The organism is Enterobacter sp. SA197, assembly GCF_054131575.1.
In genome coordinates, this window is record NZ_CP096393.1 from 2,720,727 (window position 1) to 2,742,558 (window position 21,832).

Genomic DNA, 21,832 nt, shown 5'->3' on the forward strand with positions numbered 1-21,832 from the left:
GCCAGGCCTCCAGTATGTTTTATTTATAGAAATCAGAAAAATTAACCGACGCTTTATGCGTTTTTTGAATAATGGTTAAGCATAGTCGCCAGGTGCGGCAGGATTATTCTTAAAAGGGAAACGGGCGAGGCGCATCCGGTGGGCGGGTTTGCTGGCATAAAAGGGACAGAGCGTCTCTCTTATCCAGGAGTAACAGGAGGAAAACGCCGGAGCGTGAGGGCTCCGGCTGGAGGATTAAAACTCGTAGCGCGCCCCTATATTGTAACGGCGTCCTTCCAGAATGGAGGTCTGGTTATAGGAGGTGACATGGAGCGGGTTAACATCGAACAGGTTATAGACGCCTCCCATCAGGGTGATGTCTTTGGTCAGATGGTAACGGGCACCTAAATCAACCAGCGCATAAGCTTCTGTTGAGTTAGCGGTTCCGAGATCCGGCGTATTGCTGCGCCAGCTGGCTTTAGTCCACAACTCCAGGGCTTGTGCCGCATTCCAGGTCAGCGAGACGTTAGCCATGCTGCTCGGGTACTCACTCAACGCATAGCCCTTATAAATGCCATTCTTCTGCTCGCTGTGAGTCCAGGTGTAGTTCGCATTCGCCTTCAGTGTGTCCGTTACCTGCCAGTCTCCGTTCAGCTCAAGTCCATAGATTTCTGCATCGCTGATGTTGAAATACTGGAACACCGTCTGCGCCACATAGCCATTGTACTGACAGGTCTGTGTCCCGGAGGCTGTGCAGATGGTTCTGTCGCTGATTTTGTTTTTAAACCGGGTGTAGAAGAGGGTCGCATCCAGCGCCAGTGCGTCCTGCTGCCAGTACAGGCCCACCTCGGTATTCACACTCTCTTCCGGTTTCAAATCGTCATTGCCGATGCCGATTTCTGAATAGGGATAGGCACCGTAAACGCTGGTGAATCCGGCGTTGTTCTCCCGTAAATCCGGTTTTTTATACCCTGCCGATACGCCCCCTTTCAGGGCCCAGCTTTCGTCGATAGTCCAGTTACCATAAAGCTTAGGGGTAACGTGGTAGCCAAAGTAGCTATCGTGATCCAGACGTGCAGAGGTGGTGAGCGTGAAGTCCGGCACCATCATCCACGCATCTTCTGCAAACAGCGCCCATCCGTCGCGGTGGATTTTACTGACCGGCGTAACCCCTGGCGCGATTTTGTCCTCAATGCCAAAGGTGTCATCAAGCGAATTTCGGGTGAAGTTTGCCCCCACCGTGAGTTTGTGATCGCCAAGGGTAAAGGTATTCGCGCTATTGGCTTCAACATTACGTTGTTCAATAAATTGCGAAGACATGCCGGGCACACGGTATTCGGTGCGGGCTTTTTCGTAGCTGATGAAGTTCCTCGCCTCCACCAGGTCATCGCCATACCAGGCATGTTGAGAAAGCGAGGCCGCCTCACGCTCAAACCCCCAGTACCACGCGCTGTCGTTATGCGTTTTCTCCTGCAGTCCCCGTGATGCATTAAGCTCCCATAGCTGGGTGTCAACGGGAGACATCGACACGGTAGCATCCAGATTTCCGGCCTGGTGCTTAACAAAACGCTCGTCGTTCACGCTGTCGTCATCACGGCGATCGAGATAGTCAGCACCGACGCTGATCCCAAGCTTACCGGGGATAACCGGCCCCATGACAAAAGCATTGGTCTGATTCGTGTTGCCGTATTCGCTCTTCTCCTGAAGGAAGTAGTTGTCCTCCAGCACGCCGGTCCATCTCTCAAGGTTGAACGCCTTTTTGGTGATAACGTTAACCACGCCGCCAATGGAGTCGGATCCATAGAGCGAGGACATCGGCCCACGGATAACCTCAATGCGCTCAATGGCGGCGAGCGGCGGCATAAAGTTCGCCTCCGACCCGATGTGATGACCGTAAGGACGGGATTCGCGGGTGCCTTGTTTAATACCGTTCACCATGTACGCGGTGTAGGTTGACCCCATGCCGCGCATCTGCACATCCCCTGACGCCAGGCTACCGTTTCCACTGCCCGTCAGCACACCGGGCATTTCGTGCAGTGCCTCCGTAACATTCTGATTCGAGCGGGTGTTCAGCGCTTTTTCGTCAACCACGGATATGGTGGCAGGTGCTTCGCGCCGTTCCTGGCTAAAGCCGGTGGCCGTCACCACCAGCTCATCTTCATTTTTTGTCTCGTTATCTGCGGCCAAAACAGCAGCGGGAAGGTGTGCGAGGGCGAGCGTCATCGCCACGGCTATGCGTGTCTGGGTAATCACTGAAGCGTCCTTAACGTGGGTTTAAAGTGGGGCGTAAAGGCGGTTAATGTTGACAGTCTCCACCTGCATCGCGGCTTTGCGTGAAGGTTCCAACCAAAAGGTAACGCGCGCTCTGCTTCTCACCGGTTGTGAAGACATGTCATTTTTCTTTACAGTTGTTTACGTGTCGCAAATGGTAATCAATCTTAATATCATTTGCAATTGTGATGTATGCGACTTGTGCAGCGCTTATTATTTTTGCGGATGACCGCAGACGTGCCCTGGTTATCTGCTCGCGGCGCGTTTCAAAAGACGGGAGAGCGAGTAAGGCGTGTAGGTATCACGTCGCGTTGAGGTAGGGGAAGTGAGTTGCGGGGCGAAAATAGCAAGCGGCTGTGGCCGCTCGCTATGGGTTCTGGCATCAAGAGGGAATAAACGTCTTTAAAAGGATGCCTGTTGTCGCCTGCGGGTTGCGGTTAGCGGTAGACAATCCCACCGTCAATGAGAATAGCCTGGCCGGTTACGTAGTCTGAATCAGGGCCCGCCAGGTAAGAGACCAGACTTGCGACGTCGTCCGGGGTTTCTGCACGGCCCAGCGCAATACCTTCCACGTATTTTTTGTACGTTTCTCCGACTGGCGCACCTGTAATCTCGGCAAAGCGCTGGTCAATTTCGGTCCACATGCCGGTGCCAACAATCCCCGGGCAGTAGGCATTTACCGTGATCCCACGACTGGCATACTCTTTGGCAGCCGCCTGCGTCAGCGCGCGCACCGCGAACTTGGTCGCGGAGTAAATGCCCAGCATGGCGAAGCCGTCATGCCCGGCAATAGAACAGGCGTTAATAATTTTGCCTTTCTGTTTACGCTCTTCGAATTTTTTCGCAGCGGCCTGGATGCCCCAGAGGGTACCCTGCACGTTAATGCGCATAATGTTGTCCACTTCCTGCGGCGTAACATCCGAAAGAGGCTGCACCTGCGCAATACCCGCATTGTTAACGATAATGTCAAAACCACCCAGTTCACGCTCGGCGCGGGCGACGGCTTCATAAACCTGTTCGCGATCGGAAATATCAGCCACAAAGGTGGCAGCCTTGCGCCCCAGCGCGCGCACTTCAGACGCCACGGTTTCCAGAGCTTCTGCGTTCATATCCACCAGCATGACTGACGCGCCATCTTTTGCCAGACGCAATGCGATACCGCGCCCAATCCCCTGCCCGGCACCTGTCACCAACGCGACTTTATTTTCAATTGTCATACTTTCTTCACCTCATCCTGACTGAAAACGCTGCATTTACCACAGCAGATATGCAGTTACAGTACCGCCAGCAAGCCAGGGTGGCCTACCCCCTCTGATGGGGGGGATCCTGCACAACGGGCGGTTATCCGGGCACAACGCTGGTGACGATGCGGCTCCTTCGGTACACTCAGGGAAAAGAAACATTAACGAGGTCGCGGTTGCATGGCGTTTATGCCCCCCCAAGGTCACCTCCCTGAAGAGAACGTAAACGACACCCCCTTTCGCTTTGCGCATAAACTGCCGCTGATCCTGACCAAGCTGACACCGCCCCGCACGCCGGGGGCGTTATTACAGCGGGATCGCTTACTGGCGCAGCTCAAAAAGGGTTCGGCTGCCACCCTGACGCTGGTCTGCGCTGGCGCAGGCTTTGGCAAAACGACGCTGCTGGCCCAGTGGTATCGCACCCGTCAGGCCCAGGGAGACGCCCTGGCCTGGCTCAGTCTGGAAGAGGACGACAACGATCCCGCCCTCTTTATGCGTTACTTACTTCGCGCGCTGCGTCCGCTTTACGCGGGGCTGGATACCCTCTCTGCCCGCCCAGAAGGTGATGAACCGGCCAGGGACAGTGCGCCCGGTCTGGCGGAGCTGACCAATGCCCTCCATGCCTGCCCACATCCGCTGTACCTGATCCTTGATGACTTTCACTGCATCCACGATCCCCATATTCATGAAGGCATACGCTGGCTGTTACACCACGCGCCAGCCTGCCTTCATTTGATTATGGGTAGTCGCACCCGGCTGCCATTCAGCCTGAGCCGCCTTCGGTTACAGGAACAGTACGTTGAGATAGATGACCAGGCGTTACGTTTTACCCTCACCGAGGCACAGCGCTACTTCGCCCCCTCGTTGACGACACAGGATATTCCTCAGCTGCATGTTCTTACCGAAGGCTGGGTGGCGGGCATGAAAATGGCTACTCTCGCGCCGCAGACTGGCGCCCGTCCACACCCGCTGACCGGAGAACTTCGTGCTGGCTCCCGCTTCATAGAGCGCTATCTGGATGAGGTGATTTTCTCGCCGCTTCCGCAGGCAGTGGTTGAGTTTCTGATGCTTACCTCAGTGCTGAACCGTCTGCACCCGGAATTATGTGACACTGTCACTAAATCAACGAACGGTGCGGCCATGCTGCACTGGATTGAACAGCATAATTTGTTTCTCAGCGCCCTGGATGAGAGCGGCCTCTGGTTTCGCTATCACCCTCTGATGCGTGACGCACTGCGAAAACGGCTACAACAACAAGGGAATGTGGATATTGGTCAGCTACACGAGCGGGCGGGAAACTGGTTTGCTGCTCAGCAGTTATGGGCGGAAGCCATACGTCACGCCCTGGCGGCCGGAAAATTGACCCTCCGCCATGCTGAAGCCGGCGCGCAGTCTCTTGCTGAAGAGGGTGACATTGACAGCCTGGTGCGCTGGACCCGTCATTTTCCCGCCACGCCCGATCCCTCCCGCGTTGAACTTCAGCTCAATCTGGCCTGGGCGCTGGCGCACCATTTTCATTTTGCCGATGCCCGTCAGTTGCTGGATGCCATTGATTCGCTGACCGCTGAACAACCAGAGGCGCCTGGTCACTCAACACGCATAAAGCAGCGTGTGGTGCGCGCTATCTGTGAAGCCTTTGCTGATAACATCACCGGCAGTATTGCACTTGTGGAGCCCCTACTGTCAGAGGTGCCCTGTGGCGATGTGTGGGTTGACGGGCTTGTCTGTAATATTCTCGCTTACTGCCATCTGGCGCTGGGACAGCCTCAGCGCGCCCTCGATGTTCAGCAACGTTTTCCCGTCGGACTGCAAAAAAATCGTAACCTGTTTATTGAGGTCTACCGGGCATTTGTGCTGTCGCTCGCCTGGTTCCGTCAGGGGAATCTGAATGAAGCTGAGCGTCAGGCTACACAGGCGCTGCAGCAGGCTGAACAGCAGACTGGCCCGCACTCAAGCAGCGGAGCGACGCTGGTCCCGGTGCTGGCCGCCATTGCGCTGGAGCGAGGCGACGGGCAGTACGCCCATTCGCTTCTGACACCGCGCCTGGAGATGATTGATGAGGTTTGCCCTGCCGATGGCGTTACACTCTGTTACCTGACGCTGGCACGCTGGGAACGCCTGAACGGACGCGATGATAAAGCGCAGCAGTTACTCCGCCATGCCGAACGACTGGCACTGCAACGTGGCTGGTGGCGCGCACGGCTGGCGCTGATTGCCGGTAGCGTGACGTTGTCACCTGTCCCTGGCGATATCCTGCGGGTGAAACAGACTATGGGGGAACTATCATCTCTCGCTCGCGATAAGCAAAATCGTGTTGCAGACTGGTGTCGCGCTGTGACACAAAGCCATCTGCTGCTGCTCGATAACGCCCCGCTCTGCGCCGCCGCCACGCTTGAACCCCTGGTTGCGGAGCAGGAGGCCTGCACAGAATGGCACTTCGCGCTGCGCACGCGCTTACTACAGGCGGTCGCGCTCTGGCGCGCGGGTGAGGTCGAACGTGCCGCGCTGACCTGTCAACCGGCGCTTTTAAAGATCAAGGAACATCAAATGTTGCAGTGCCTGCGTGATGCCGGGCCGGATCTGCTTGCCCTGCTTGTCCGGATGCGTGAGAGCAGGCGTTTTTCAACCCTGGTGGCGGAGCTTGAGACGCTGCCGGGGAGTCCGGTGACTCCTGAAACCGGCGCGCCACGGCTCACGGAGCGCGAGCAGCAGACGCTACGTTTGATCGCGAATGGCGACTCCAATAAAGCTATCGCCCGCACTCTCGGCATTTCAGTAGAAACAGTGAAGTGGCATCTCAAGCAGCTCTACGAAAAACTCGGCGTGAGCGGGCGCATCCAGGCAGTGAATCAGGCGAGGAAGTTAAAAATGTTGACCGCGCCTGATGAGGTCAGTCATGCCGGATGACGCCTCTCAACCCTCGCTTTTTTGATACAGGCCGCCGGTTACCGGCTGTTCACTGCACTGACCCGCAGGTTGAAAGTAGCGGTCGCACTCACCTTTGCATAAGGTGCTCATCCAGCAGCGCCTTCAGTTCACCATCCTGCTGCCACCGGGCAAGGAGTGAAATAAGCGAGGCAAAATAGCGCGAGTCATTTTTCGCCACACATATCGCCTGCCGGATACCGGTGAAATCGTCCGGCAGCACCCGAAAATCGGGGTTTTCCCGCGCGGTTTTTTCCAGCGGCTGACGGATGCCTGCCGCCATCTCACCCGCGCCGTCGAGAAAGGCATCAATTGCCGTCCGGGAGGAGGCATGTCGTATGAGAGTGGCAGCATGAATTTCACGGGTCAGCCACAGGTCATAGGCCGCATTCTTGCCCACATTGATGACCACACCGGGTTTATCCATCTCGGCCACGCTTTGCCAGTTACTGTTCTGCCTGACCAGTAGCGTGCCCTGAATGGTGATATAGGGGGAGGTAAAGCGCAACACGGCTTCGCGCTTCGGATCAACAGCCAGGAAAGCAATATCCCAGACCCCCTTTCCCGCATCCTCGACCACCTCTCCTGCGGCAGGATAGGTCACAAATTCTGGCTTACGCCTAAGGCTTGCGGCGATTCTGTTGGCCAGTGCAACGGTGATGCCACCAGGTTGTCCGTGTTCATTAACGTTTGCGAGTACGCCATTACCGAGATTAATGGCAAAGCGTAAAGGTGCGGCTGCAATATCTGTCATCGGGATAGCCTTACGACGTGAAGGATAAAATTATCCTTACTGAGGATAGCAGCATGCAGGCACCTTAACTCTCCAGGCGCTGGCGATGACGCAGACCGGGGAACCATTTCATCCACAGTGCGACCACGATAAGCGTGCCAATACCGCCAATGGCGGCGGCGGGTACGGCCCCCAGCCAGGCGGCGAGCATTCCGGACTCAAACTCGCCCAGTTGGTTTGAGGTATTGATAAAGATAGCGTTCACCGCATTAACACGCCCGCGCATCTCGTCCGGGGTATCGAGCTGCACCAGGGAGCCACGGATAACCATACTCACCATGTCACAGCCTCCCAGCGCAAAGAGTGCCAACAACGAGAGCCACATCCAGCTTGAGAGGGCAAAAACAAGGGTTGCCACGCCAAAGCCCGCCACGCTCATGAACATAATGATCCCCACGTTGCGTCTGAGCGCCCGGTGACTCAGCCAGAAACCAACCAGGAGCGCGCCAACTGCCGGGGCACTGCGCAGCAGTCCCAGTCCGAAGGGCCCGGTATGCAGCACGTCATGGGCAAATATCGGCAGCAACGCGGTGGCACCGCCAAGCAGTACGGCAAAGAGATCCAGCGAAATCACCCCGAGCACGTCCGGGCGTTTACGAATAAAATCAACGCCTGCAAACAGTGAGGTCAGGGTTGGCGGCGTGCGCGGCGGCAGCTTCTGTTCATAGCGCAGGGTCAGTACCAGCAGCAGTGAGACCAGATATAAGCCAGCGGTGACGGTGTACACCACATCCGCACCGGCGGCGTAAAGAAAGCCGCCCAGCGCCGGGCCAACAATCTGTGCGGCCTGGCCTGAAACGGCATTCGCTGCCGTCGCACGCGGTAAAATCGAAGCAGGCACCAGCGCGGGCAGCATGGAGATCATCGCCGGAGACTCGATGGTCCTGGCGCAGGAGATAATAAAGATAAGCAGTAATATTACCCCGACGCTGGCATCCCCCTGCCAGGTAAGCCATGCCAGAAACGCGATGGCGATCCATTCACACACCTGCCCGCACATTACGACCCGGCGGCGGTCAAACTGGTCGGCAATGTGCCCGGCGGGGAGTGCCAGCATGAACGAGGGCAGGAACTGCACCAGGCCTATCATCCCCAGCCAGAAAGCGCTATGGGTCTGGGAGTAAATTTGCCAGCCCACGATTATCGAGAGCATCTGAAAGCCAAAGCTTGAACTGGTACGTGCCAGCCAGAACGCCACAAACGAACGATGTTGCAACAAACTGCCGTCACGTGCTGATAAAACCGGAGCCATAAACCTGTCCCATTCATGTAAAAAACGGCCCGGGCTTGTCGTGCCCGGTGCCGGTGCAAAGTCCTTTAACCAACCTTTAATGTGCCGCGGAGGGGGCGCCTCCCGGCGGTCCTGAGTGGACAAACGGCGGTTTCGCAAACCAGATAATCACCACCAGCGCCATAAAACCCCAGCCCAGCAGCCAGAAATAGTCGATGGTGGACATCATATAAGCCTGTTGCTCGATAGTTTTATCCACTGCCGCCAGATGTTGCTGCGTCACACCTCCCATCCTGTTCAGATAATCCACGGCGGGCGGATGATACACCGACACGCTCTCGGTCAGATTCGCATGATGATAAATTTCGCGCCTCGACCACAGCCAGGTCGTCAGCGATGAGGCAAACGAGCCGCCCAGCACGCGGAAGAAGGTCGCAAGCCCGGAGCCCTCGGCTACTTCATTCCCGTGCAGATTCGACAGAACGATGGTGGTTATCGGCATAAAGAACAGCGCCACACCAATGCCCATAAACATCTGCACTTCGGCGATGGTGCGAAAATCAACGCTGGTATTGAACTGTGCACGGAGCAGGCAGGACGCCCCCATCGTAAGGAACGAGAGCGAGGCCAGAATACGCAGATCCACCCGAGTGGCATAGCGCCCCACAATGGGCGTAAGTAACAGCGGTAAAAAGCCCATCGGTGCCGCCGCAAGCCCGGCCCAGATAGCGGTATAACCCATCTGGGTTTGCAGCCACTGCGGCAGAATGATGTTAATGGCAAAGAACGCCGCATAGCCAAGCATCAGCGTGGTGGTGCCAATAGCAAAGTTACGATCTTTAAACAGTCGCAGATTCACAATCGGATGGCGCTCGCCCAGTTCCCATATCACAAAGGAGACCAGTGCAATGGCTGATATTACCGACATCACAATGATTTCCGTTGAAGAGAACCAGTCCAGATCGTTGCCTTTGTCGAGTACCACCTGCAACAGCCCCACCCCGAGCACCAGCAGTGCAATGCCGATGTAATCGACAGGCGCGCTGACGGTAGTCTCTTCACGCCCGCGCAACTGCGTCCAGACCACGATGGCCGCAAAGATCCCAATTGGCACGTTGATATAGAAGATCCACGGCCAGGAGTAATTATCGGTTATCCAGCCGCCGGTGATCGGCCCGACAATCGGTGCCACCACCGTTACCATCGACAGTAGCGCCAGCGCCATACTGCGTTTGGTGGTCGGGAAAATCACCAGCAGTAACGTCTGGCACATGGGGAACATGGGTCCGGCAAAAAAGCCCTGCAACGCACGGAAGATAATCAGTTCGGTCATGCTGTGGGCAAAGCCGCACAGGAACGAGGTCAGGGTGAATAGCGAGACCGATCCGATAAACAGCTTCAGTTGTCCGAAGCGCCGGGTAAACCACCCGGTCAGCGGCAGGGCAATGGCATTACAGACCGCAAATGAGGTGATAACCCAGGTGCCCTGATCCGAACTCACGCCGAGGTTTCCGGCAATGGTCGGCAGGGCCACGTTGGCAATGGTGGTATCCAGCACCTGCATAAAGGTTGCCAGCGACAGCGCAACGGTGGCGAGCAACAGGCTGGGTGGCGTAAACGCTGCCTTATCTTGCATAACGCCTCACTTAGCGGCTGCTCGTCGCAGCGGCCTGACGGTTGTCATGAAGAATTTTGGCCACCACCTGGTCGGCTTTATCCAGCGCATTCTGGTACACATCCGTCGTAAAGCGCGGTGCAGCAACGGTCTGTTGTGGCAGAAGGTGCCCGTCGGCGTCACGAATATCCACGCGCGCAAACATGGACAGCCCGACACGTAAAGGGTGTTTCTCCATGTCATGCGGGTCGAGGGTAATACGCACCGGCAGGCGTTGAACGATTTTAATCCAGTTGCCGCTGGCATTTTGCGCCGGTAACAGCGAGAACGCGCTTCCGGTCCCGATACCTAAGCTTTCGATAGTGCCCTGATATTCTACTTTGTCGCCATACAGATCGGCGCTCAGGGTCACCTTCTGACCCAGACGCATCGCACTGAGCTGGCTCTCTTTAAAGTTGGCATCCACCCAGACCTGATCCAGTGGCACGACCGACATCAGCGTGGTGCCGGACTCCACCCGCATTCCCAGTTGCACCGCGCGCCTGGCGACATAACCACTAACGGGGGCCACAATAGTGCTGCGCGCATTATCGAGAAAGCGCTGGCGCAGGGTCGCTACCGCACTTTTGATCTCAGGGTGGCTGTCAATAACGGTGTCATCGACCATCGCCAGATTGGTGGTTAACGCCTGTCTGGCTGCCGCCAAATCACTTTGCGCGCTGGATACGGCGTCGCGATAGTGAGCCAGATCTTCGGCAGAGACGGCGCCTGCGGCAAAAATTTTCTGCCGACGGGCGTAATCGCTTTGCGCAGTTTGTAGCGTGACCTGTTTTGCAGCCACCTGGGCGCGGTAGTTGTCTGCGGTGCTGTAAAGGCCACGGACCTGACGCACGGTACTGGCGAGATTGGCCTCCGCCTGCTGGAGGGCAATCTGCGTATCGCTGGGATCAAGCAGTACCAGTGGCTGACCTTTGGTAACGTAATCGCCCTCCTCCACCGCCACCTGGGTGACGGTGCCGGCGATTTGTGGCGTCAGGGTGACCAGGTTGGCATTGACGTAAGCGTCATCCGTTGTTTCGTAAAAGCGGGCGTAGAGCAGATACCAGGCCAGGCACCCCGCTGCTATCAGCACCACTATGATGAGTAAAATCAAAAAGTTGCGCTTGCGCTTGCCGGGCGCGCGTTCGGGTTGTGCTGAAGACGGTGCAGATGAAGTTTGCATTCTAGTTAAACCTTTTTTCAGAACAGCTTAGCGATGGGGTTTCGTTGCCTCGTCCGGCAGCATTTTAATCAGAAGCTGTGCCAGCTGGCGTGATTCTTCAGGGGTCAGACGCGTGGTGAGCGAGCTCAGAATGGCGCTAAGCGCCTCATTCTGAAAACGATCGCAGATAGTCTGGCCTTTATCGGTCAGCGCCAGGATCACCTGGCGTTTGTCTTCCGGATTCGGATTTCTCACGATCAGGGAGCGCTTTACCATGCGTTCCAGCATCCGGCTCATCGCCCCGGCATCCATCAGCAAATTTTTGCTGACTTCAAGGGGGCTGTTGAAGCCTTTGTAGATACTGATAAGCACCTTGAACTGCGCTGCGGTGATGTCCGTGTCAGCAAAAAAATGGCTGATAAGCTGGTCCTTGAACTGGTTCGCCAGATGGATCAGCAGGCCGAGGTGAAGTTTTGGGTTAGCAGTGTCCGCCATGTCGTTTATGTTATTTGCCTGGTCAATAATTACAATTGAAATTACTGACCAGGCAAATGTTTGTCAACGCAGTGTCAGCAAGAGAGCACAAAACTATACATTTTGCTCGCTTCTCCTCCGCCGTCGTCTTGTGTGCAGGGGTTGTTATCACCGCCAGTCGCGAAAAGAATGCTGCTCCGGGTGAGCCCAGCACTTCAACCCTGGCGGCACTGTCAATGATGGGGCGCTGATGACAGGCTTAACTGTCGGGCACCATTCAGCCCGAATGAAACGACTTACTTATAAGGCTTTAGCTATCAAATCCGTAGATTCATTCAAATATCTTTAAATATAAGCCGTGAGATATCGTAGCGTCATTAACAGCAAATGGAGCACGTATGAGCATGTCAGAAGAAACATCCCCGGCGGCAAAATGTCCTTTTCATGAGGGCCGTTCATCCTCACCGAAAAAAAGTAGCGTCACCACGAACCACGACTGGTGGCCTGAACAGCTGCGCGTGGACCTGCTGAATCAACACTCCCGACGTTCCAGCCCCCTCGATGAAACCTTTAACTATCGCGAAGAATTCAAAAAACTCGATTACAGCGAACTGAAAGCCGATATCAAAAAAGTGCTCACCGACTCTCAGGACTGGTGGCCAGCGGACTGGGGCAGTTATATTGGCCTGTTCATTCGCATGGCCTGGCACAGTGCGGGCACCTATCGCACCGTCGATGGCCGTGGTGGTTCCGGTCGTGGTCAACAACGATTTGCCCCTCTCAACTCCTGGCCTGATAACGTCAGTCTCGACAAAGCGCGCCGCCTGTTATGGCCGGTGAAAAAGAAACACGGGCAAAAAATTTCCTGGGCCGACCTGCTGATGCTGGCGGGAAATGTGGCGCTGGAGAACGCGGGCTTTCGCACCTTCGGATTTGGCGCAGGCCGTGAAGACGTGTGGGAACCGGACCTGGACGTGAACTGGGGGAATGAAAAATCCTGGCTTGAACATCGTCATCCCGAAAGCCTTGCCCAGGCCGCCATCGGTGCAACAGAAATGGGGCTGATTTACGTTAACCCTGAAGGCCCCAACGCCAGCGGCGAACCTGTTTCCGCTGGTGCTGCCATTCGCGCCACGTTTGGAAACATGGGCATGGACGATGAAGAGATTGTCGCCCTGATTGCCGGGGGTCACACGCTGGGTAAAACACACGGGGCTGCCTCAGCCGACCATGTGGGCGTTGAGCCCGAAGGCGCGCCCCTTGAAGCACAGGGCCTTGGCTGGGCCAGCAGTTACGCAAGCGGTGCTGGTGCTGATGCCATCACCTCCGGCCTGGAAGTGGTCTGGACGCAGACGCCGACCCAGTGGAGCAACGCCTTCTTCGAGAACCTGTTTAAATACGAGTGGGTTCAGACCCGCAGCCCGGCAGGTGCCATTCAGTTTGAAGCGAAAGACGCGCCGGACAGCATTCCGGACCCGTTTAACCCAGAGAAAAAACGCAAACCCACTATGTTGGTGACTGACCTGACGCTGCGTTTTGATCCGGATTTCGAGAAGATTTCGCGTCGTTTCCTTAACGATCCCCAGGCCTTTAATGAAGCCTTCGCCCGTGCCTGGTTTAAGCTGACCCACCGCGATATGGGTCCCAAAGCGCGCTACATTGGCCCTGAAGTGCCAAGTGAAGATCTGATCTGGCAGGATCCTCTGCCGCACGCGACCCACAACCCGACAGACGCAGACATTGCCGATCTGAAGGTTGCCATTGCTGCGACTGGCCTTCCGGTCAGCGAGCTGATCGCGGTTGCCTGGGCCTCTGCCTCGACCTTCCGTGGCGGGGATAAACGCGGCGGTGCCAACGGCGCGCGTCTGCAGCTTGCCCCGCAAAATAGCTGGCCGGTGAACGCCGTGGCATTGAAAGCCCTGCCTGCTCTACAGGCTATTCAGCAGGCATCCGGGAAAGCATCGCTGGCGGATATCATCGTGCTGGCGGGCGTGGTCGGCATTGAACAGGCGGCAGCGGCAGCCGGTGTGCATGTGACCGTGCCCTTTACCCCAGGGCGCGTCGATGCACGTCAGGATCAAACGGACGTGGCGTCGTTCAACCTTCTGGAGCCGCTGGCCGACGGGTTCCGTAACTATCGCCGCGAACGCGACGAGATAACCACCGAAACGCTGCTGATTGATAAAGCGCAACAACTGACGCTAACCGCGCCGGAGATGACCGTACTCATTGGTGGCATGCGGGTACTCGGCACCAATTTCGACGGTAGTCAGCACGGTGTCTTTACCGATCGCGTCGGTGTCCTCAGCAATGATTTCTTCGTTAATTTGCTGGATATGCGCACCGTATGGAAACCTGTCGATGAGAAAGCCGGGCTGTTTCAAGGGCGCGATCGCAAAAGCGGGGAGCTGAAATACACGGCGACCCGTGCTGACCTGGTGTTTGGCTCGAACGCCATCCTGCGAGCGCTGGCCGAAGTTTACGCCAGTGACGATGCCAGACAGAAATTTGTCACCGATTTCGTGGCGGCATGGAATAAAGTGATGAATCTCGACCGTTTCGACCTGCAATAACTCCTCTGTTCCGGCGAAGGGTCACCCTGCTCGCCGGGCATCATGCAGAATGGCTTAACGCGGTTCGGCCCCGGCGTTACCGGGGCCGAATCGAAAACGGTGTTAATCCTGACTTGCCGCCCCCTGGGACGCGAGATTATCCGGCCAGGCTGCTACGCTTGCCCGCACTATGTTTCGACCCGCATGTTTAGCTTCATAGAGTGCATCATCCGCAGCCTGAATCAGCTGACCATACTCCTTTTGGCTGCGCTGATTATGGCTGGCAACGCCGATGCTGACGCTGACAATCCCTGCCGGAGCATTAGCATGAGGAAGCGCCAGATTTTGCACGCTGGCGCGCAACTTCTCCGCGACTTCTACCGCATCCGCAGAGCGCATCTCCGGTAACAGCGCACAGAATTCCTCGCCGCCGTAGCGGAACAGCAAATCGCTCTGACGCGGCAGTGCGTTGCGCATCGCCGCAGCAACCTGCTTTAAACAAAGATCGCCCTGCTGATGGCCATAACGATCGTTGTAGCGTTTGAAATGGTCGACATCGATAAGCAGCAGCGAAAGCGATTTATTATTCCGCTTACTGGCCCGCCACTCCTTGTCGATACAGACATCGAAATAACGGCGATTCCCCACGCCTGTCAGTCCGTCCGATAAGGACTGGGATAATAAGACGTGGGCCTGCTCACGCAGCAGGGATTCACGCCGGACCGCGATGCTGACGTCGACAATTTGTATCAGTCCATAACGTTCGCTGTCACCGAGCGGCACGATAGTCACCGCCTGGCTCAGGCGCTGACCAGGCTGCGTCGGATCCGCAAATAACGGAAACGGCGAGCGATGCAACGACTGCGATAACAGTGCCGGCAGATTATGACTGAGCGCCTGTTTCAGCGCCACGCCTACGCGGTGGTTGCGTAAATCCGGGAATATCTTAAAAAAATCTTCGCCGAGCGTCTCTTTCGCGGTGCGTCCTGTGTGTGTTTCTAACCAAGCGTTCCACAGCGTAATGCGGTAGTTCGCATCCACAACTATCACCCCAAGGCTCAGGGCGGAAAATGCATCCAGTAACAGCTTGTCTTTCATCGTTATTATAATCCGTCAGGGACCATACCGGACTCCAGGCGCAGGATGTAGAGCCTGATTTGTTCGCGCAAATCGCGCAGCGCAGACATATCGAGTATGAAAGCGAGATATCCTTCGATTTGCTGGCGCTCGAGAGAAAAATCGATACGCAGCATCAGCACTGACGGGTCCGCTTCGTCGTGATTCGGATTCAGGATCTGCTCACTGCTACCTACCCGAAATACCGGCAGCGATCCCTCCAGCTCCTTCTGGAACATATTCGCCAGCGTACCGACGCAGGCATTGAGCACGATGTTGCCAATCTCGCTCATCGCTTCGCGTTCCATCTCACCGAGCTCATCCGCCGGGATAAGATCGCCCACCATCATGCGGACAATTTCAAAACTCGCGCGCTCAGGGAACATCAAAATCGCTTCGGTCGCGTAAGCGCCCTTGTACTGCTGGCTGATGCCGCAGAGGGAAAGCCCGGCCCCCAGCTCTTCTGCCGCTTCAGAGCGCGTCGTAATGCGAATTGACGGGACAGACATACGCACTTCTTCATTGACGATGCTGCTCATTGCCGCCGCAGCGTGGCCCACGCCGATGTTGAAGATCTCCATCAGGCTGTCGGCTTCGAGCTCACTCATGCTCATTTTATCCATCATACGCTGGACTCCAGGCCATTGAGCATAGCGTGGATATCGGCTTCTTTAATCGGTTTGGACAAAAAGCCCAGCCCCAGCTCTTCGGCCTGCGCCTGCACCGAGTGCTGTACGTTCGCCGTCAGGAGCACAATGTGTGTTTGCGGATGGGTCTGACGTAATACCGCAGCGGCGGCGAGCCCACCCATGCCTGGCATATTGACATCAAGCAAAATGAGCCAGGGCCTTTTCTCTGCTGCCATTTCAATTGCCTGTTCGCCCGTTGCAGCCTCTGCAATGTCCCGATCCTTGTGCAAACTCAGCACATACTGACGGGAAATCATCCGTGATAAACGACTGTCATCAACAATGAGGATACTTTTAGGCATTTTTACAATCTCTGTTCTGATACTCAGGTCAAAATTTCCCCCTCTCACCTTAACAAGAGACTCTGCACAGTGTGAGCGGGGGCGATACGTTTACTTCCACGGATACTGCACGCTACGTAAGAGGGAGGCATATTTCCGTTAGGTACACTGTTAATCGGCACCGTAACGCATTTAATTAGCCCTTAAGTGTAATTTGATGTGCAACTGCTACCAGCAGAGGCGCAGGCAGAGGATTTTATGGCGTACGCGGGCAGTATCAGAAGAAAGAAAGGTGTTTTACGCTGCAAGAAAGGAGAAACATTCAGGGGTGCGGTAAACATGAGAAAAAGCTGCTGACACCGTGCGGTATCGGCAGCTTTTTCAAGGCTTAAACAGGCCTGAGCCTATTTTTTATCCGGGGCTGGTTTTTTATCGCCGGACTCCGGTGAATTACGTGGATCGTCTTTTTCAGTCGTCATAACAGAACCTCCTGAAATAGTTTAATAAGGGTACTGCTCTTTATTTTATGAAACGCTTACTGTCACCGGTAATGTCTCATAAAATTAACAGCAGCCTAATTAATCACGTTAACCAAAAACCATTACCCGTGAATATTTCGCATTTGGGTCAAGCGGAGACTTATTTTTTGTCTCCACTGCGGTTGCTGCTTTGCCCGCCTTTTTTGCCCGCTTCGGAGGCACGTTGCGGATCATTTTTAAAATTCCCGCCGCTATGCTGACCGCCTTTCTTACCTGCATCTGATGCTTTTTCACGGTCTTCTGCGAAATTACCGGAACCGCCTCTATGTTCTGCCATGATATAACTCCCGTTCATGTTATTAAATAACCGATACGAAAAACTGATATCGATCGCGTACAAGAATTAACCTTAGGCGCTCTGTCAAAATAGTCAAAGCGAAGCAGCAGAAACAAGCGAAACGCAAACAGAGGGTTATCGCCTGATATTTCACGGTTTATTACGGGAATAAAAAAACGGAACTTTTATGCTCCGTTTTTAAAATTAGCTGGCAGGGATAAGAATAATCAATAGAAGCCCATTGCTGAACCACTATAACTGACCAGCAGATTTTTAATCTGTTGATACTGGCTGAGCGCCATTTTGTGGGTTTCACGCCCTACGCCGGAATTTTTATAGCCACCAAACGCCGCATGTGCAGGGTAAAGATGGTAACAGTTAGTCCAGACGCGACCCGCCTTGATGCCGCGCCCCATGCGCCATGCACGGTTGATGTCCAGCGTCCAGACACCCGCTCCAAGACCGTACTCAGTATCATTGGCAAGCTTAAGGGCTTCAGCTTCGTCCTTAAAGGTGGTTATCCCGATAACCGGCCCGAAGATCTCTTCCTGGAAACAGCGCATCTGGTTGTGGCCCTTAATCAGGGTCGGCTGGATATAAAACCCATTACCCAGTTCTTCACCGTGGGTGACGTGCGCTCCCCCGGTAATGATTTCGCCGCCCTCTTCACGGGCAATATCAATATAGGAGAGGATTTTGTCGTACTGTTCGCGGGAAGCTTGCGCACCTATCATGGTTTCGGTGTCAAAGGGGTCGCCCTTGCGGATGTTCTCCATTCGCGCCAGCACCTTTTCAACAAACTGTGGATAGATAGACTCCTGCACCAGCACTCGGGACGGGCAGGTGCAGACTTCCCCCTGGTTGAAGAAACCAAGCACAACGCCTTCAATCGCTTTATCAATGTATCCTTCGTCGCCGTTCAGCACATCTTCAAAGTAGATGTTCGGCGATTTGCCGCCAAGTTCAACGGTACTCGGAATGATGTTTTCCGCCGCACAGGAGAGGATGTGTCGTCCGATAGATGTTGAACCGGTAAAGGCAATTTTTTCGATGCGTTTACTCCGCGCCAGGGGTTCACCAGCTTCAGTACCAAAGCCATGCACCACGTTCAACACCCCTTTAGGTAGCAGGTCACCGATCAATTCCATCAGCACACAGATGCCGAGTGGGGTCTGCTCTGCGGGTTTGAGTACCACGCAGTTACCCGCAGCCAGCGCCGGGGCGAGTTTCCAGGCTGCCATCAGTAAAGGGAAATTCCAGGGGATGATCTGACCGACTACACCGAGCGGTTCATAGATATGATATGCCACCGTGGTGCTGTCAATTTCCGCCGCCGTCCCCTCCTGCGCCCGGATACACCCGGCAAAGTAACGGAAATGATCTACCGCCAGCGGCAGGTCCGCATTCAGGGTTTCACGGACAGGTTTGCCATTATCCCAGGTTTCGGTGAGCGCCAGCAGTTCAAGGTTTTGCTCAATGCGATCGGCGATGGCCAGCAGCACATTGCCACGCTCCTGGGCGCTGGTTTTTCCCCAGGCGTCGGCCGCAGCGTGGGCTGCGTCCAGTGCTTTTTCGATATCTTCTGCACCTGACCGTGGAAACTCAGCGATAACCTGCCCGGTAACCGGGGAAGTGTTTGAGAACCAGCGCCCCTCTACCGGATCGACAAACTTCCCGCCGATAAAATTGCCATAACGATTTTTAAAGGAGACTTTCGCGCCAGCGAGGCCAGGATGAACGTATTTCATTAGATGTTCCTCTCATTATTATGGGTACAGGTTAGGCGATACAGGGTACGTCAGGAGGGAATAAGCAGTTCTTATGCCAGGGGGGGATAAAATGAGGAGTATTTTTTTAAAATACCTGTAGAACAATACATTACGCTCCACAGGCATTCTGGGAACAGTGCTGACTAAAGCTCACGAATCAGATTCTCTTTCTGAAGTGTGTCGTTCGTCGCTACATGCGGGACACCATTATGCTACACATTTGTAACATCTTTGTTTATGGAGTGAGTCATGCCGCAATCCCCACTCTCGTCGACGCTTCTCCAGCCTGACGCCGGATTACCCTGCCAGCTGGAAGACTCCTGGCAGCGCAGCCTGAACTATGGCCTGACCCGTGATGATGACGCTCAGCCGTGGGTGGCGAGTTCACAGCTTAACGATGCGCGAGCGGAAAATACCTGGATTAGCCAGCTGGTGGCGCCGCTACTGACCCGTTTACGTAGCGATCTGGTCCGCCATCCATCGATTCTGGTGATGTCCGACGCGGCAGGGCTGGTGCTGGAAACGCAGGGGAATACGGATTTCTTACACCAGGCCGAACGCTACGCCCTCGCCCCTGGCAACCTCTGGGGGGAGCATGCGCGGGGCACTAACGCCATCGGCACCGCCCTGGCGCTGCAACGCCATTGTGAAGTATCAGGCGGGGAACACTACCTCAGCCGTAACGCCGGTCTGTTCTGCTCCGCCTCGCCGGTGTTTCGCCCGGACGGGCAGATAGCTGGGGTTCTCGATATCTCTACGCCGGCACGGCTTCCCCGCCACGACGCCACCGCCTTCATCCGCCGTGCGGTTTGTGAAATTGAACATGCCTGGACCACCAGCGCGGCTGGCGCTAACCGCTGGCTGCTGAGTCTGCATCAGGATGCCAGCGTTCTTTCCACGGCACATGAATTGCTGCTTATCTTTGAGGATGAAACGCTGCAGGGTGCCAACAAGCTGGCGATGGATGCCTTCTCTCTGACGGCGCGACACTTTGGTACAACGCCTCTCTCTGCCCTCTTCCCGGATGCCAGATTGCACACCGGGCAGCGCACGCTTGATGCCGCCAATCGTCAACGCTATTTCGTGCGCCAGACCGCCCCAGAGCGCCGTTACAGCGGGCGCGGGGTCGCACGCCCTGCAGCCAGCGTATCGCCTGAAAAAGAGAAGGCGCTACGGATCCTTAACGCCGGGATAGCTTTGTGCGTGACCGGAGAAACCGGCTGTGGCAAAGAGCATCTTGCCAGAGAACTTCACGCTAAAAGCCGCTGGTGCAACGGCAATTTTGTCGCCATCAACTGCGCCGCCCTGCCGGAAAATCTGATTGAATCCGAACTGTTCGGCTATGTGCCGGGTGCATTCACCGGAGCCAATCCCAAAGGGTACATCGGCAAATGTCGTGAGGCTGACGGCGGTATTTTGTTCCTCGATGAAATTGGCGATATGCCCCCCGCTCTGCAGACCCGGTTGCTGCGCGTGTTGCAGGAGAAAAAGGTGACACCGCTTGGGTCAAACACCGCCTGTGAGGTGAACTTTGCACTGGTGTCCGCGACCCATCAGGACCTGGCGTCCAGAGTGCAGGCGGGTGCCTTTCGTGAAGATTTGCTCTACCGCATTCAGGAGTTCCACTACCGTATTCCCCCCCTGCGGGAGTGGCCCCATATCGCCTCCTTTATTCGCTTATTGTGGCAGCAACAGGGGGCAGAGTCTCGCCGTTTGCGTCTGAGTGATGAGGTTGTGTCGGCGCTTGCCCGCCGGCGTTGGCCGGGAAACGTCCGGCAATTGTTAAGCCAGCTACGCGTGCTGATGGCGCTGGCAGATGATGGCACTGAAATTACGCTGGCGGATTTACCCGGAGAACCGGCTTTTGCGGGCGTGCCGACAGGCGTAGCCCGAAAACCGGTGGAAGAGATGGCCATTGAGGAAGCGCTGGGCAATATGAGCCTGGCGGCAAAAAAACTGGGGGTATCGCGCAGCACGTTATACCGCCGCCTGGAGAAACGTCAGGCAGCGGGGTGATCTCAGGTGACAGGCAGTTCATCCAGCCAGTGGCCCACCACCTGCCGCGCCGCGCTGGAGAGGCTTGCGCTGTAGCGCGTGGCATCTTCACGCAGCGTGCGAGGGTCAATACCAGCCTGGTGAAGTTCGCAGGCGTGACCAACCAACCAGCTCTCAAGCGCTGCGGCGGTAACTTCAAGGTGGAACTGGAAAGCGAGCGCATAGGTGCCAATACGGAAGGCCTGATTATCACACTGGTCGCTGCTGGCAAGTAAAATGGCATCCTGCGGCAGTTCGAACCTGTCGCCGTGCCAGTGCAGTACGGGGAGGTTATCAAGGGCGGCAAAGTACGCTGGCGCCTGAGCGCTAACCGTCACGGGACCATAACCTATCTCTTTAAGCCCCATTGACGCCACCCGTGCACCCATCGCTGTTGCCATCATCTGGGCCCCCAGGCAGATCCCCAGCACCGGTTTCCCGGCTAAGAGTCTTTCACGGATAATGCGCAGTTCTGTCTCAAGGAAGGGATACAGATGCTGCTCGTAAACCCCCACTGGCCCGCCCAGCACAATCAAAAGATCGTCCTTGAGCGCATCAAACGAGGCAAGAGACTGAACAGGGGTATCAATGCAGCGCCAGCGATACCCTTTAGCCAGCAGGGTTTCGCTCAGTGAATCCAGATCTTCGAAAGGTACATGTCGAAATACAACGGCTGTCTTCATACCAGAAATCCATCCTTTGTTGTAAGCGTGAATCGTTAACCTCTCCTGCCAGCATACAGAAAATCGTCGCCTGGGGGCTCTCTTAAGCACATAGTTGCGATCCCGGTGGCCTCTTTTTCCGGTGGCGATTGCAAAAAAACACTTTTAATCATGTGGTTGTGA

Annotated in this window: 16 protein-coding genes; 3 read left to right on the forward strand and 13 right to left on the reverse strand. The window is 55.7% G+C overall.

Annotation, left to right across the window (positions count from 1 at the left end):
- Window positions 1–234 precede the first annotated feature (234 nt).
- Window positions 235–2,232, reverse strand: a complete 1,998-nt coding sequence (locus M1D91_RS12715) for a TonB-dependent receptor domain-containing protein (RefSeq protein ID WP_437432917.1) — start codon at window positions 2,230–2,232, stop codon at window positions 235–237.
- Window positions 2,233–2,687: 455 nt separating this feature from the next.
- Window positions 2,688–3,467 carry an acetoin reductase gene (locus M1D91_RS12720; RefSeq protein WP_437432918.1) on the reverse strand — a complete coding sequence of 260 codons (780 nt, stop codon included), beginning with the start codon at window positions 3,465–3,467 and terminating at the stop codon, window positions 2,688–2,690.
- Between the two features lie 213 nt (window positions 3,468–3,680).
- Between M1D91_RS12720 and M1D91_RS12725 the strand changes: the two genes are divergently transcribed.
- Complete coding sequence (locus tag M1D91_RS12725; RefSeq protein WP_437432919.1) at window positions 3,681–6,398, forward strand: LuxR C-terminal-related transcriptional regulator; 2,718 nt, start codon at window positions 3,681–3,683, stop codon at window positions 6,396–6,398.
- A gap of 88 nt (window positions 6,399–6,486) precedes the next feature.
- On the opposite strand, the gene M1D91_RS12730 is transcribed toward M1D91_RS12725, so the two are convergent.
- The 5 genes from M1D91_RS12730 to M1D91_RS12750 form a co-directional block, all read right to left on the reverse strand.
- Window positions 6,487–7,170 (reverse strand): transporter substrate-binding domain-containing protein, encoded by a 684-nt coding sequence (locus M1D91_RS12730; RefSeq protein ID WP_437432920.1) that lies wholly within the window; start codon window positions 7,168–7,170, stop codon window positions 6,487–6,489.
- Between the two features lie 64 nt (window positions 7,171–7,234).
- On the reverse strand, window positions 7,235–8,461 hold the full coding sequence (locus M1D91_RS12735) for an MFS transporter (RefSeq protein WP_437432921.1): 1,227 nt from the start codon (window positions 8,459–8,461) through the stop codon (window positions 7,235–7,237).
- Window positions 8,462–8,537: 76 nt separating this feature from the next.
- Window positions 8,538–10,076, reverse strand: a complete 1,539-nt coding sequence (locus M1D91_RS12740) for a DHA2 family efflux MFS transporter permease subunit (protein ID WP_437432922.1) — start codon at window positions 10,074–10,076, stop codon at window positions 8,538–8,540.
- Window positions 10,077–10,086: 10 nt separating this feature from the next.
- Window positions 10,087–11,277, reverse strand: coding sequence for an efflux RND transporter periplasmic adaptor subunit (locus M1D91_RS12745; protein WP_437432923.1), 1,191 nt, complete (start codon window positions 11,275–11,277; stop codon window positions 10,087–10,089).
- A gap of 27 nt (window positions 11,278–11,304) precedes the next feature.
- Window positions 11,305–11,751, reverse strand: a complete 447-nt coding sequence (locus tag M1D91_RS12750; protein WP_437432924.1) for a MarR family transcriptional regulator — start codon at window positions 11,749–11,751, stop codon at window positions 11,305–11,307.
- Window positions 11,752–12,128: 377 nt separating this feature from the next.
- Here M1D91_RS12750 and katG point away from each other — a divergent pair, with 377 nt between their 5' ends.
- Window positions 12,129–14,303, forward strand: a complete 2,175-nt coding sequence (gene katG, locus M1D91_RS12755; RefSeq protein ID WP_437432925.1) for a catalase/peroxidase HPI — start codon at window positions 12,129–12,131, stop codon at window positions 14,301–14,303.
- A gap of 102 nt (window positions 14,304–14,405) precedes the next feature.
- Here the strand turns inward: katG and M1D91_RS12760 are convergent, their stop codons facing one another.
- The 5 genes from M1D91_RS12760 to exaC all read right to left on the reverse strand — a co-directional run bounded on the left by M1D91_RS12760 (window position 14,406) and on the right by exaC (window position 18,932).
- Window positions 14,406–15,380: a diguanylate cyclase gene (locus tag M1D91_RS12760; protein ID WP_437432926.1), complete on the reverse strand. Its 975-nt coding sequence runs from the start codon at window positions 15,378–15,380 to the stop codon at window positions 14,406–14,408.
- A 5-nt stretch (window positions 15,381–15,385) separates the two neighbouring features.
- On the reverse strand, window positions 15,386–16,024 hold the full coding sequence (locus tag M1D91_RS12765) for a chemotaxis protein CheC (RefSeq protein WP_437432927.1): 639 nt from the start codon (window positions 16,022–16,024) through the stop codon (window positions 15,386–15,388).
- On the reverse strand, window positions 16,021–16,389 hold the full coding sequence (locus M1D91_RS12770) for a response regulator (RefSeq protein ID WP_437432928.1): 369 nt from the start codon (window positions 16,387–16,389) through the stop codon (window positions 16,021–16,023). The genes M1D91_RS12765 and M1D91_RS12770 overlap by 4 nt, the downstream gene beginning before the upstream one ends.
- Before the next feature lie 618 nt (window positions 16,390–17,007).
- Window positions 17,008–17,184 carry a con-10 family general stress protein gene (locus M1D91_RS12775; protein WP_437432944.1) on the reverse strand — a complete coding sequence of 59 codons (177 nt, stop codon included), beginning with the start codon at window positions 17,182–17,184 and terminating at the stop codon, window positions 17,008–17,010.
- Between the two features lie 227 nt (window positions 17,185–17,411).
- Entirely contained in the window at window positions 17,412–18,932 is a 1,521-nt protein-coding gene (gene exaC / locus M1D91_RS12780; protein WP_437432929.1) for an acetaldehyde dehydrogenase ExaC, read from the reverse strand.
- A 270-nt stretch (window positions 18,933–19,202) separates the two neighbouring features.
- Between exaC and M1D91_RS12785 the strand changes: the two genes are divergently transcribed.
- Window positions 19,203–20,969 (forward strand): sigma-54-dependent Fis family transcriptional regulator, encoded by a 1,767-nt coding sequence (locus M1D91_RS12785; RefSeq protein WP_437432930.1) that lies wholly within the window; start codon window positions 19,203–19,205, stop codon window positions 20,967–20,969.
- A gap of 2 nt (window positions 20,970–20,971) precedes the next feature.
- Here M1D91_RS12785 and M1D91_RS12790 read toward each other — a convergent pair whose 3' ends face one another.
- Window positions 20,972–21,670: a glutamine amidotransferase gene (locus tag M1D91_RS12790; protein ID WP_437432931.1), complete on the reverse strand. Its 699-nt coding sequence runs from the start codon at window positions 21,668–21,670 to the stop codon at window positions 20,972–20,974.
- Window positions 21,671–21,832: the final 162 nt, after the last annotated feature.